At 69.1% G+C, this 12761-nt stretch carries 12 protein-coding genes and 1 other RNA gene; 7 read left to right on the plus strand and 6 right to left on the minus strand.

Annotated elements, in window-relative coordinates; genetic code table 11:
• Positions 1 to 207: 207 nt before the first annotated feature.
• On the plus strand, positions 208 to 1440 hold the full coding sequence (locus ACFRAQ_RS07500; RefSeq protein ID WP_379095892.1) for a bifunctional RNase H/acid phosphatase: 1233 nt from the start codon (positions 208 to 210) through the stop codon (positions 1438 to 1440).
• 37 nt (positions 1441 to 1477) lie between these two features.
• Here the strand turns inward: ACFRAQ_RS07500 and ACFRAQ_RS07505 are convergent, their stop codons facing one another.
• Positions 1478 to 2365, minus strand: a complete 888-nt coding sequence (locus tag ACFRAQ_RS07505) for an alpha/beta hydrolase (RefSeq protein WP_379095327.1) — start codon at positions 2363 to 2365, stop codon at positions 1478 to 1480.
• Positions 2366 to 2395: 30 nt separating this feature from the next.
• On the opposite strand from ACFRAQ_RS07505, the gene rnpB reads away from it, so the two are divergent.
• From rnpB to ACFRAQ_RS07530, 5 genes are all read left to right on the plus strand, one after another.
• Positions 2396 to 2827, plus strand: an RNA gene (gene rnpB / locus ACFRAQ_RS07510) — RNase P RNA component class A.
• A 241-nt stretch (positions 2828 to 3068) separates the two neighbouring features.
• Positions 3069 to 3887, plus strand: a complete 819-nt coding sequence (locus ACFRAQ_RS07515; protein ID WP_379095329.1) for a slipin family protein — start codon at positions 3069 to 3071, stop codon at positions 3885 to 3887.
• A gap of 388 nt (positions 3888 to 4275) precedes the next feature.
• Complete coding sequence (locus ACFRAQ_RS07520; protein ID WP_379095332.1) at positions 4276 to 4602, plus strand: hypothetical protein; 327 nt, start codon at positions 4276 to 4278, stop codon at positions 4600 to 4602.
• A 14-nt stretch (positions 4603 to 4616) separates the two neighbouring features.
• A complete protein-coding gene (locus ACFRAQ_RS07525; RefSeq protein WP_379095335.1) occupies positions 4617 to 6107 on the plus strand; it encodes an RNB domain-containing ribonuclease in 1491 nt (496 codons plus the stop codon).
• A 51-nt stretch (positions 6108 to 6158) separates the two neighbouring features.
• Entirely contained in the window at positions 6159 to 6311 is a 153-nt protein-coding gene (locus ACFRAQ_RS07530) for a hypothetical protein (protein ID WP_379095338.1), read from the plus strand.
• Between the two features lie 33 nt (positions 6312 to 6344).
• Here ACFRAQ_RS07530 and ACFRAQ_RS07535 read toward each other — a convergent pair whose 3' ends face one another.
• The 5 genes from ACFRAQ_RS07535 to ACFRAQ_RS07555 all read right to left on the minus strand — a co-directional run bounded on the left by ACFRAQ_RS07535 (position 6345) and on the right by ACFRAQ_RS07555 (position 11018).
• Positions 6345 to 7235 (minus strand): CHAD domain-containing protein, encoded by an 891-nt coding sequence (locus tag ACFRAQ_RS07535; protein ID WP_379095340.1) that lies wholly within the window; start codon positions 7233 to 7235, stop codon positions 6345 to 6347.
• Complete coding sequence (gene pip / locus ACFRAQ_RS07540; RefSeq protein WP_379095342.1) at positions 7236 to 8192, minus strand: prolyl aminopeptidase; 957 nt, start codon at positions 8190 to 8192, stop codon at positions 7236 to 7238. It lies immediately after the preceding gene.
• Positions 8192 to 8632, minus strand: coding sequence for a hypothetical protein (locus ACFRAQ_RS07545; RefSeq protein ID WP_379095345.1), 441 nt, complete (start codon positions 8630 to 8632; stop codon positions 8192 to 8194). The genes pip and ACFRAQ_RS07545 overlap by 1 nt, the downstream gene beginning before the upstream one ends.
• A 276-nt stretch (positions 8633 to 8908) precedes the next feature.
• On the minus strand, positions 8909 to 9778 hold the full coding sequence (panB, locus tag ACFRAQ_RS07550; RefSeq protein ID WP_379095348.1) for a 3-methyl-2-oxobutanoate hydroxymethyltransferase: 870 nt from the start codon (positions 9776 to 9778) through the stop codon (positions 8909 to 8911).
• A 109-nt stretch (positions 9779 to 9887) separates the two neighbouring features.
• Positions 9888 to 11018: a S1C family serine protease gene (locus ACFRAQ_RS07555; RefSeq protein ID WP_379095350.1), complete on the minus strand. Its 1131-nt coding sequence runs from the start codon at positions 11016 to 11018 to the stop codon at positions 9888 to 9890.
• Between the two features lie 157 nt (positions 11019 to 11175).
• Here ACFRAQ_RS07555 and ACFRAQ_RS07560 point away from each other — a divergent pair, with 157 nt between their 5' ends.
• Entirely contained in the window at positions 11176 to 12702 is a 1527-nt protein-coding gene (locus ACFRAQ_RS07560) for an alpha/beta hydrolase (protein WP_379095353.1), read from the plus strand.
• The last annotated feature ends 59 nt before the right edge of the window (positions 12703 to 12761 follow it).

Here is a 12761-nt window from a genome sequence, read left to right on the forward strand (position 1 = left end):
ACGACACGACAGCCCGAATACCGCGAACCAGCACGGCGACGCGACAGGATCGACGCCTGGCCCGCACCGGATCCCCTGGGCGATGACACGGTGAGGCGACGCGGCGGCCGACCCGCGAACCAGGCGCCGCGCGGCACGGGCCTCGACGCCACGGCGGCGTGACCCGCCGGCGGATTCTCGGACCTGCACGGAAGGTGAACAGCGTTGGTGGACATGGTGATCGTGGAAGCGGACGGCGGCTCGCGCGGCAATCCCGGCCCCGCCGGGTACGGTGCGGTGGTCTGGGACTCCGATCGTGCGCGCGTCCTGGCCGAGCGCAAGGAATTCCTCGGCGTCGCCACCAACAATGTCGCCGAATACCGGGGGCTCATCGCGGGTCTGGAGGCGGCCGCCGAGCTGGGTGCGCGGGAGGTGTCCGTGCGCATGGACTCCAAGCTGGTCGTCGAGCAGATGTCCGGGCGCTGGAAGGTCAAGCACGAGGCCATGATTCCGCTCGCCGATCGGGCGCGGCGGCTGGTGGCCGGGTTCGATCGGGTGAGCTTCGCGTGGATTCCGCGCAAGGAGAACTCGCACGCCGACCGGCTGGCGAACGAGGCGATGGACGACGCCGACACCGTCGCCGAGGTCCGCACAGCGCTGCGGGAGTCGGGCCAGGCGCTCGGCCGCCCGGCCGAACTCGGATCGGACGCGTCGAATTCGACGGCGGCCGAACGCGATTCCGGAAGCGGCCAGGGCACGCTCGGGCAGGTCGCCGCCGCCGTGGCGGGCGGGGTCGTGGACAGTCCCGCATCCGCCGCCACGCCCGCACCCGGCTGGACCGGGGCGATCGGGCGGCCGACCCGGCTGCTGCTGCTCCGGCACGGGCAGACGGAATTGTCGGTGGAGCGCCGGTATTCGGGCCGCGGCAATCCGCCGCTGACCGAGCTCGGGCGGCAGCAGGCCGCGAACGCGGCGGCCATGCTCGCGCGCAAAGGCGGGATCGAGGCCATCGTGTGCTCGCCGCTGGGTCGGGCGCGGGAGACCGCGGAGGCGGCCGGGAAGGCGCTCGGGCTGCCGGTGCGGGTGCTGGAAGGATTGACCGAGACCGACTTCGGGGCCTGGGAGGGAATGACGTTCCTGGAAGCCCGGGAACAGGATCCGGAGCTGCACGGCCAGTGGCTGGGCGATCCGTCGATCCCCGCGCCGGGCGGTGAGAGCTTCGATCAGGTGCGTGAGCGGGTCGAGTCGGTGCGGCGGGATCTGGTGGCGTTGTATCCGGGCGCGAATGTGCTTGTGGTCAGCCATGTCACGCCGATCAAGACGCTGCTGCAACTGGCACTCGGAGTGGGTCCGTCGCTGCTCTACCGGCTGCACCTGGATCTGGCGTCGCTGTCGATCGCGGAGTTCTATCCCGACGGCGGTTCGTCGGTGCGCCTGGTCAACGACACGTCGTATCTCTGAGGAGACCGGTAACCCCCGGTGCCGCAGGGGGTTCGGTTCACGGACGTAGGGTCGCCATCAGGAACTCGGTCTGGTCGTAGACGGCCTTCTCGAACCAGTCGTCGAAGTAGATGTCGAAATGGCCGATCGGATAACGCTTCACGGTGGCGTGCTTGGTCCGCTCGGCCGCCTTCACTGTGGGGCCCGCCGGGGCCACCGTGTCGTTGTCGCAGATCGCGTACAGCACAGGCGCTTTGATGTCCTTGACGTGCCGCGTCGGATTGTCGAACAGCGTCGACAGCCCGATCCGCGCCGCCACCTTCGGCCGGTACTGCGCGCTCTCCTCGGCGAGCCGCCCGAATCCGGCGGGTACGTCGGCCGCGCTCATCAACGCCGCGGAGTGCTTCTTGCCCGCCAGCCGCGCGGTGATCGGGCGCCGAATGATCGGCCCCACCACCTGATCCGTCACCGCCAGCGTCCCGGTCTTGATCAGACTGAACGGCCCCTTCGCCAGCGCCGAGGACCAGCCGCTGGTGAACGGGCACTGCGCCACCACCGCCGCGATGTAGTGGTCGTCAGGAGCGACAGCGAGCACGTGACCGCCGCCGAAAGAACTGCCCCACAACGCGATTCGTGTAGCGTCGATCCCCCGGATGGTGCGGGCGAACGCGATCGCCGCATGCCAGTCCTCACGCTGCCGCGCGATATTGATCATCTGCCGGGGCTCGCCCCCGCTGGCCCCGAAATGCCGATAGTCGAAGGCCAGAGCCGCGATTCCCACCGACGCGAACCGTCGCGCGTACCGATCCAACCCCATTTCGCGGTCCGCCCCCAGCCCGTGCCCCATGACCACCAGCGGGCGCGGACGCGGCGGTCCATCCGGGAGATACAGCCAGCCGGCGCACTGTTCGACACCCGAAGGGAACCCCACCTCGACACGCTCCATGACGCCCTACCGTACCCTGGTGGCCGCGGACGAGTCGGTCGGGCGGCCGCGGCGAGAGGAACGGGCAACGCGTGTGCCGCAGCCTGTCGCCGAGGAAAGTCCGGACTCCGGAGAGCAGGGCGGTTGTTAACGGCAACCCGGGGCAACCCGCGGGACAGTGCCACAGAAAACAAACCGCCGGCGGGCCGCACTTCGCGAGAAGTGCACCGCCGGTAAGGGTGAAACGGTGCGGTAAGAGCGCACCAGCGCGCCGGGTGACCGGCGCGGCTAGGTAAACCCCGCCCGGAGCAAGGTCGAAGGCCGCACTCGCGAGAGTGCGGCTGCGCAGGTGTTCGAGGGCTGCTCGCCCGAGCCTGCGGGTGGACCGCTCGAGGCACCCGGCAACGGTGTGTCCAGATGGATGGTCGCCACCCGGCGTTTCGACGTCGGGGACAGGATCCGGCTTACAGACCGACTCGTCCGCCCGTATTTTCTGCCCCTACGCTTCGCTGCGGGGCGGGTTCGCGGCCTCTGGTCCCGATTCTTCCCTCCTCCGCTCCTCCGCTTCGCTCCCCCGCTCCGTCAGTCCAGAATCGGGACGGCCGCGAACTGGGGGTGATCTGTCGGCGAGAATTTGGCGTCGCGGGGGCGATCTCCCGGTGCCATCATGGAAGGCACACCGTCGGATTTCCGATGGCGCGGAGATATTTTCGCGGAGCTCGCCATGGATGTTCTGTATCTGCTGATCGGATGGCTCGCCGCCATCGTCGTGATCGCCGGAATCGGCCTGGCGGCCGGGGTACGGGTGGTCACGCAATACGAGCGGGGCGTGGTGTTCCGGCTCGGGCGGGTGCGGGCCGTGCGGGAGCCCGGATTGCGGCTGCTGATTCCCGGCGTGGACAAGATGTCCAAGATTTCCCTGCAGGTGGTCACGATGCCGGTGCCCGCGCAGGAGGGCATCACCCGCGACAATGTGACCGTCCGGGTGGACGCGGTCGTCTACTTCCGGGTCATCGATCCCCTGCGCGCCCTCATCGAGGTGCAGGACTATCTGTTCGCGGTCGCGCAGGTGGCGCAGACGTCGCTGCGTTCGATCATCGGCAAGAGCGAACTCGACGATCTGCTGTCGAATCGGGAGCAGCTCAACAAGGGCCTGGAATTGCTCATCGACTCGCCCGCACTGAACTGGGGCGTGCACATCGACCGCGTCGAGATCAAAGACGTCGCCTTGCCCGACGCCCTGAAGCGTTCCATGTCCCGCCAGGCCGAGGCCGAACGCGAACGCCGCGCCCGCGTCATCTCCGCGGAGGGCGAATTGCAGGCCTCGCGGAAGCTGGCCCAGGCCGCCGCCAATATGTCCGACGCCCCCGCCGCATTGCAGCTGCGATTCCTGGAAACCGTGGTTCAGGTTGCGGCGGAGAAGAATTCGACCCTGGTGTTGCCGTTCCCGGTGGAGCTGCTGCGTTTCCTCGAACGCAGCGGCCGGACGCCGGCCGAGACCGCGCCGGAGGAGCCCGACGCGTCGCAAGAGATGAGGGAGTAAGTCATGGCTGGTGTCGTTCAACCGGCGGCCATCGTGGTGCTGTTCGCCATCGCGTATGGATTCAAACTCTTCAGTGCCAAGTTCCCGGGCGGTCTGCGCGGTAGGTAGGCGGTCCGCGCGGCGAGCGGTGCGGCCGCGGGAAAACCGGCGGGCGGGCGGCGTGATCGACACCGCTCGCCCGTTTCCCTGCGCATCTGCTCCGCGTGGATGAGAATGGCGGCGCGCCCCACGGTGTGTACCGGCGCGGCTCGGCGTGTCGGGCGGGTTATCGGCCTTGAACTGGCACCGAACGTGATCGACGTCATAAAGTGTTGCGCGTTGGAAAGTTCCGTAGCGGTCCGCGACGGGACAAGGGCTCAACAATCGTCGGAAAGCAGGTCTCGTCTCAATGCGAATTGCTCGCAAACTGGCAGTGGGAGCGTTTCTCGCCGCTGCCGCTTCCGCTGTGCTGGGTGCCGGTTCTGCCTCCGCGGTGGCCGTGACGCCGCTGCCGGGCGGGATTCAGGTGGATCTCACCGCGGCGGACACGCAGTGGGTGGCGCAGAACCACTTCGGACAGGTCATCGCCGGCCTGCCGCATCCGTCGGCCGCGTCGTTCGGGGAAGCCCTGGACTCGGCCGCGTTGCTGTCGTCGCAGTACCCGGGCGGCCGCGTGGTGTTCACCGTGTACGGTCCGTTCAACGAGCTGAACGGCACGATGCTGGCCCTGCAGTAGGGCCAGTCTCCGCAGTGGAACTGCATCAACGGATCGTGTCGGCGCCGGTGGACTTCGGCGCCGTCCGAACCGAGTTCGGACTGGCCTCGGACTACCCGTCCGAGGCCGTCTCGGAGGCCCGCGACGCGGTCGACGCGTTCGCGGGCGCCCGAGCCGACCGGCGGGAGATCCCGCTGGTCACCATCGATCCCCCGGGTGCCATGGATCTGGACCAGGCCGTCTGCCTGGAACGCACCCCGAGCGGCGGATTCCTGCTCCACTACGCCATCGCCGACGTCGCCGCGGTGGTCGTCCCCGGCGGGCCGCTGGCCCGCGAATCCCTGGCCCGCGGCCAGACTTTCTACTTCCCTGACGGCACCGTCCCGCTGCACCCGCCGGTGCTGAGCGAGGGCCTCGCCAGCCTGCTGCCCGACGTCGACCGCCCGGCCGCGCTGTGGACCATCGAATGCGACGCGCACGCCGAACCGGTGCGGTTCTCGGTGACCCGCGCGCTGGTCCGCTCCCGCGCCCGCCTCGACTATCAGGGCGTGCAGGCCGACGCCGACAACGGCAGCCTGCACCCGTCGATCGCCGCGCTGCCCGATTTCGGGCGGCTGCGCATCGCGGCCGGCATCGAGCGCGGCGCGATCACGCTGCGGTTGCCCGACCAGACCGTGGTCCGCGACGCCGAGCAAACCGGGATCGACCACTGGCAGCTGGCGCTGGAACCGCGCACCGCGGCCGACGACTGGAACGAGCAGATCTCCCTGCTGACCGGTATGTGCGCGGCCCGAATCATGCTCGACGGACATAACTCGAACGGCTCCGGCAACCCCGAGCCGCCGGGTCTGCTGCGCACCATGCCGCCGCCCGCCCCGTCCGCCATCGAGTCCATGCGCCGCACCGCCGCCGCGGTCGGCGTGCCGTGGCCGCCCGAGGAGTCCGCGGGCCGCATGCTGGCCGAACTGGACTGCAACACCCCCGCCGCTCTGGTGCTCATGTCGGAGGCCACCGGCCTGCTGCGCGGCGCCTCCTACACCATCCTGAACGGCCAGGACCCGGACACCTTGCGGCACAGCGCGATCGGGGCCCCGTACTCACACGTGACCGCCCCGCTGCGCCGCCTGGCCGACCGCTACGCCACCGAGATCTGCCTGGCCCTGTGCGCGAAAGCCGCGGTGCCGCACTGGGTCGTCGACGAACTCACCACCGCCGTCGACACCATGCGCCGCACCGACGCCCTCGCCGGCAAGGTCGAACGTGCCTGCCTGGACCTCACCGAGGCCACCGTCCTGTCCCCGCGCCTGCACACCGACTTCGACGCGGTCGTGCTCCGCGAGGCCAACGGCACCCGCCCCGCCGAGATCTTCATCGCCGACCCACCCGTCCTCGCCAAGTGCACCGGCGCCCCACCCGAAGGCGAGAACGTCCAGGTCCGCCTCACCGAGGCCGACCCCGTCACCCGCACCGTCACCTTCAGCTACGCCACTGGACCAGCGCTTTCGATGCCATACTCGACGTCATGACCACGTAAACCGCAGCTCTACGCGAAGGCTGGAATATCGCATTTCTGGCGCGTGGAGAATACGGACGGGCGGCCGGTTGTCTACGTCTATGAGCTCGACCCAGCCACGAATACCTACGCGCTCACCGGAATCCACCATGATCGGCTTCAGCTGACCGTTCCGTTCGAGCTGGAGATCGATCTCACCGAGATCGACTTGCTCTGACTGCCTTTCGCGGGGGCGAACCGCTCGTCCGGGTCAGCTCAGTGGGTGGTGGTGGACGAATTCGACGGCGTCCGGGTACTGGTCGAGGGCCTGGGCGGCTGCTGCCGCCTCGGCGTCGCAGAGATGTTGGTAGGTGTAGTCGGCGTCGACGGCGTGGGTGCGGATCGTGTTCAGGGCTTCCACGGCGTCACGGTGGTCGCCGAGCACGCCCTGGAGGTGTTTGGCTTTCTTGCCGAGGTCCTCGGCGGGTTTGCCGAGGACGGCGGTGGCGGCCTCGGCGGAGTAGCGCAATCGTTTGGCGGCCTTGCGAATATCGTGCAGGCGCTCGATGCGCGCGTCCCCGGACAGCCCGTGCTCGGCGTGCACGAGGTGGCGCAGCTTGCGCAGATCGCGGCGCAGCACCTTGGTGAAGACGGGCTCGGCGGGCTTGCCGGCCCGGGAGTCCTTCAGCGGCGGGTCGGTGATCAACTCCCGCAGATCGCTGATCAGTGTGGCGTAGCGGCGGTCGCCGAATGCGGTGACCACCGCGCGGTGGGCTCCGGCATAGGTGTCGCGTTCCTCGGTGATGAGTCGCTGTGCGAAACCTTGGTGATGAATGGCTTTCTCATCTGTCGGCACAGCCTGTTCGGCCAACGCCCCGGTGGCGGCGAGCAACTCGGTGAAGCGTTCGGCGCGCACCTCCGCGTCCCGGGCCACCCCGAGTAATCCCGCCAGCCAGCGCAATTCGTCGGTGATCTCGGTGACCGGTGCCCGGCGCAGTATCCGCCGGTAGGACTTCAGCACGCTGCGCAGCCGCCGGGTGGCCACCCGCATCTTGTGCACCGAGTCCGGAAGGTCCTGGCGCACATCGGGTTCGGCCGTACACAGCCGGTCCACATCGGCGGCTACTGCGTCGACCAAGGCGGGACCGGCTGTGGTGCTCATCTACGTCCTGTACTTGTCGGTGGCTTCCACCAGATGGTGGGTGATGCCGGGTTCGAGGGCCGCGTGGCCGGCGTCGGCCACCAGGTGCAGTTCCGAGCCGGGCCAGGCCCGGTGCAGATCCCAGGCGCTGGTGGCCGGGCACACGACGTCGTAGCGGCCCTGCACGATGACGCCGGGAATGTGGGCGATGCGGTCGATGTCGCGCAGCAACTGTCCCTCGTCGAGGAAGCCGCCGTTGACGAAGTAGTGGTTCTCGATGCGTGCGAAGGCCAGCGCGAAGCGCGGATCGGCGGTCTCGGCGACCCGATCCGGTTGGGGCAGCAGGGAACTCGTGGCACCCTCCCAGGTGGACCACGCGACGGCCGCGTCGGTGGCGAGAGCGGCATCGGGGGAGTGCAGCAGGCGGTGATAGACCTCGACGAGGTCACGCCCGCGGTCGGCTTCCGGCACCGGCGCCAGGAACTTCTCCCACTCGTCGGGGTACACGTACCCCGCGGAGCCATTGTAGTACCAATCGATTTCCTTGCGCCGCAACAGGAATATGCCGCGCAGCACCAGCTCGGTGACTCGGTCGGGGTGGGTCTGGGCGTAGCTCAACGCCAGCGTCGACCCCCACGACCCGCCGAACACCAGCCACCGCTCGATGCCCAGATGCGTTCGCAGCCTTTCGATATCGGCGACCAGGTCCCAGGTGGTGTTGTGCTCGAGGCTCGCCCCGTCGGCGATGTGCGGCGTCGACTGCCCGCAGCCGCGCTGATCGAACAGCACGATCCGGTACGCCTCGGGATCGAAGAACTGCCGGTGGTAGGGCGCGGTGCCGCCGCCCGGTCCGCCGTGCAGGAAGACGGCGGGCTTGCCGTCCGGATTGCCGCTCACCTCGTAGTAGAGCGACTGACCGTCGCCGACGTCCAGCTTGCCCTGCTCGTAGGGCTCGATCGCCGGGTACAGGGTCCGCATCAGCCCGCCACCAGCCCCGCGGCCATGTTCGGGATCTCCAGCGCCGACAGCGTCTGATCACGCACATCGGAACAGCTCTTGGTGGTCACCCGGTCGACCACGCCCCGCTCGCTGGGAATGAACAGGCCGTTCTGCACCGCCCATTGGGCGACGGTCGCGTTGAACGCGATCTTGCCCAGCGTCGGACCCTGCACCCGCCAGTCCGACAGCTGCGGGCGCAGCATGTCGCACAGCTGCTTGGCCTGATCCTCGGAAATGTTCAACGGTGCACCGGTGCTCGGCACGGTCGACTGCGCGGTGGTGAGCGGCGAGCCGGAGCCCTGGGGCTGCGACGGTCCGGTGGTGGTGTTGTCCCCGCACCCCGCGGTCAGCGCGATGGCGGCCAACGCCGCGCCCAGCAGCGAGGTGCGGCGGATCCAGCGACTCGTTCCACGATCCATGAATTCCCTTTGGTCGTTCCAGCTCGTTGGCTTTCGAGTCTGCCACCAAAATCGGGCAGTGGACCGAGATGACGGGGCCCGAAGGCTGGGAGATAGCCGGAAGCTATGGAATGCGCCGGGTGGGGCGTCGGCGGGTGACCTCGCCCGCCCGCGTCCCGGTATCGGCCCACCACGTCCCGGTATCGGCTCACCGCGTCTCCGTATCGGCCCAGCACGCAGCGAAACGCCCCCGCGATCAGCGCGGGGGCGTCCTCGATCAGCGCGTGGCCGGACCGCTCAGTAGCTGTGCTCCGGGCCGGGGAACACCCCGCGCCGCACTTCGTCGGCGTAAGTGGCTGCGGCGGTACGCAATTGCCCGCCCACATCCGCGAACTGCTTGACGAACTTGGCGGTCTTGCCGCCGGTGTAGCCCACCATGTCCTGCCAGACCAGCACCTGCGCATCGCATTCCGCGCCCGCGCCGATGCCGACGGTCGGAATGGTCAGCTTGCGGGTGACCTGCCCGGCCAGTTCGGCGGGCACCATCTCCATCACGACGGAGAAGGCCCCGGCCTCCTGCACCGCGATGGCGTCGGCGATGAGCTGCTCGGCGCCGTCGCCGCGGCCCTGCACCCGGAATCCGCCCAGCGTGTTGACGCTCTGCGGGGTGAATCCGATGTGCGCCATCACCGGAATGCCGGCGGCGGTCAGCGTGTGGATGGTGTCGGCCACGCGCTCGCCGCCCTCCAGCTTCACCGCGTGCGCCCCGGTCTCCTTCATGAACCGCACGGCCGTGGCCAGCGCCTGTTCGGGGGAGGACTCGTAGCTGCCGAACGGCAGATCGGCCACGACCAGCGCGTGCGGAGCGCCCTTCACGACGCCGCGCACCAGCGGGATCAGTTCGTCGACGGTGATCGCCACGGTGGTGTCGTAGCCGTACACCACATTGGCGGCCGAGTCGCCGACCAGCAGGACCGGAATCCCGGCCTCTTCGAAGAGCCGAGCGGTGGAGTAGTCGTAGGCGGTGAGCATCGACCAGCGCTCCCCAGCCTGCTTCATCTGCTGCAGGTGCTGCACTCGCGTCTTCCGCTTCCGCGCCTCCTCCCCGCGCTTGGGAGTTGTCGGCGCCGAACCGTACACAGGGGTTTCCGCCTCGGATACGGACATCATCGTCCCTTTCGTCGTTGCCTCGAGGCCCTGTCGGGTCCCCGGGTTGTTCTGACGTCCTCAGTCTGCCATTGCGGCCGCTCACCCCAGCGATGCAATTGCTCACATCTCAGCCGACCGGTCCCTTAGCCAGCTGGACGCGCTCGGACCGGTTCTGCCCGCTCGCGTCGGTCCATTTCAACGTGACGGTGTCGCCCGGGTGGTGCAGGTCCATGGTCGCGGTGAGGTCGGTGGCCGTGGTGATGGTGTGGTCGTCGAGGCCGGTGATGACGTCGCGGGCGGCCAGCCCGAGCTGATCGGCGGGCCCGCCCTGCACCACGCCCCGGATCTGCGCGCCGCCCCCGGCGGAGGTCACCGAGACGCCGATGAAGGCGGTGTCGCCGATGTGGATGCGGTCCGAGCTCTGGCCCGCCTGGATCTGCTTGGCGACCCCGGCGGCCTTGTTGATCGGGATGGCGAAGCCCTGACCGCCGCCGATGCTGAACCGGAATCCCTTGGACGCGGCGGTGTCCATGCCGATCACCTTGCCGGTCGCGTCGACCAGCGGGCCCCCGGAGTCGCCGGGTTCGATATTCGCGGCGACCTGGATGAGGCCGGTCAGCTGCTCGGAGCTGCCGGTGGCGTCGTCGCTGGCGGTGATGGACCGGTTCAGCGCGGTGACCGTGCCCTGCGCGGGAGTGGGCTCGCCGCGGCCGCCGGCGTTGCCGACACCCACCACGGGGTCGCCGATGGCCACCTTGTCGGAGTCGCCGAGCGGCGCGGTCTGCAATCCGGACGCCCCGGTGAGTTTGATGACGGCCATGTCCTCGCTGCGGTTGAATCCGATCACGGTGGCCTCGTAGGTCTGCCCGTTCCCGAGATCGGTCGCCGAGATCTTGGTCGCGCCCTCCACCACATGATTGTTGGTGAGCACGATGCCGTCCGAGCCGAGCACGATGCCGGTCCCCGCGCCCTCGCCGTTCTGCAGCCCCAGTTCGGTGTCGATATCCACGATGCCCGGCACCACATTTCGCGCGGCCGCGTCGAGATCGGCTGGGGCGGTGGTGAAGTCGATGGGCTGGCTCTTCGTCACCCCGCCCGGCGATTCCGCGATCGGCGCACCCGGCAGGGTCGAGGGCCCGCACGCGACCAGTCCCAGCGTGGCGGTCAGCGCGACCACCGCCGCCGCGGCGACCCGCAGCGCGCGGAGGCGGGACGAGCGGGTGGTGGGCCGATTCGGCGAATGCGGTTGCACGGACATGGCATCCCCTCGTACGTAGAGCCCCCCGGTTCTCTCCCATTAAGCATGCGATTTCTGAGAGCCGCCTGGGGACTTTCCGTGCGAACGCCCACGGACCGGGGAGGACCCGCACCGAACCTCCACCATGGCCGAAACCGTGACATGGCACGATCGTGGGATGGCGTTGATGCGAACCGGCCGGGTCGTGCTCATGGCGACGGCGTTGGCGATGACCGCGGCTGCGTGCACCAGCGTGGTGGACGGCAATCCCACCGCGTCGGCACCGGTGGGGATGGAAACCTTCTACAACCAGACCCTGAACTGGGGCAGCTGCCGCGAGTACAGCGAAGACCAGATGCCGCGCGACGCCGAGTGCACCCGGGTGACCGTGCCGGTCGACTACGCCAATCCCGGCGGGGCCACCGCCAAGATCGCCATCTCGCGGGTCAAGGCGAACGGCGCCAAGATCGGTTCGCTGCTGTTCAACCCCGGCGGACCGGGCGTGACCGGCCTGAGCATGGTCACTCTCGGCGACAGCACCGCGCTGGCCGACCGCTTCGACCGGATCGGCTTCGATCCGCGCGGTATCGGCGCGTCGCAGCCCGCGATCACATGCCGGACCGACGCCGAGAACGACGCCCAGCGCGCCGAGCCGAACCGGGACAACTCGCCCGCCGGCATCGCCGCGCTCGAGGCGGAGAACAAGGACTTCGCCGGCAAGTGCGTGGAGCGCACCGGCAAGGAGTTCCTCGGCCATGTCGGCACCCGCGAGGTCGTGCAAGACATGGACGTGATCCGGGCCGCGCTCGGCGACCCCAAGCTCAGCTATGTGGGCTACTCCTACGGCACCCGCCTGGGCTACGCCTACGCCGAGAAGTTCCCCGACAAGGTGCGCGCCCTGGTCCTCGACGGCGCGCTGGATCCGGAGCAGGATCCGGTCAAGGAGTCGGTGGCGCAGGCGGCCAGCTTCCAGAAGGCGTTCGACGCCTACGCGGCGGACTGCGCGGCCAAGGAGAAGACCAACTGCCCGCTCGGCGACGACCCGGGCCAGGCCACCAAGAAGTTCCGCGCCCTCGTCGACCCGCTGTGGGACAAGCCGGTGCCCACCCAGGACGGTCGCGGCCTGCACTACGGCGACGCCATCACCGGCGTCCAGCAGACCCTGTACTCCAACCGCCTGTGGCCCGCCCTCACCAAGGGCCTGCGCGAACTGGCCCAGGGCAGCGGCGACACGCTGCTCGCGCTGGCCGACATGTACGACGGCCGCCACGACGACGGCAGCTACGACAACAGCGCCGACGCCTTCAACTCCATCCGCTGCGTGGACGACCCGGCCATCACCGACCGCGCCGTCGCCGCCAAGCAGGACGCCGACTACCGCCGCGTCGCGCCCTTCCTCGACGACGGCCACGGCAGCGATGCCGCCCCGCTGGAACTGTGCGCCATCTGGCCGGTCCCCAATACCAGCTCCCCGCACAAGATTTCGATCCCGAACCTGCCCAAGGTCGTGGTGATCTCCACGACCGAGGACCCGGCCACCCCGTATCAGGCGGGCGTGAACCTGGCCCAGCAGCTCGGCGCCTCGCTCATCACCTTCAACGGGACACGCCACACGGTGTCGCTGTCCGGTGTGAAATGCGTCGACGACCCGGTCATCGACTATCTCGTGGACCTGAAGCAGCCCGCCCAGGGCCTCACCTGCTGATCGCTGACGCCCGGGCCGCGCGCCGATATCTCCGCGCGGTTCGGGGTCGTCGCTGCTGA

The organism is Nocardia sp. NPDC056611, from assembly GCF_042792755.1.
GTDB lineage: Bacteria > Actinomycetota > Actinomycetes > Mycobacteriales > Mycobacteriaceae > Nocardia.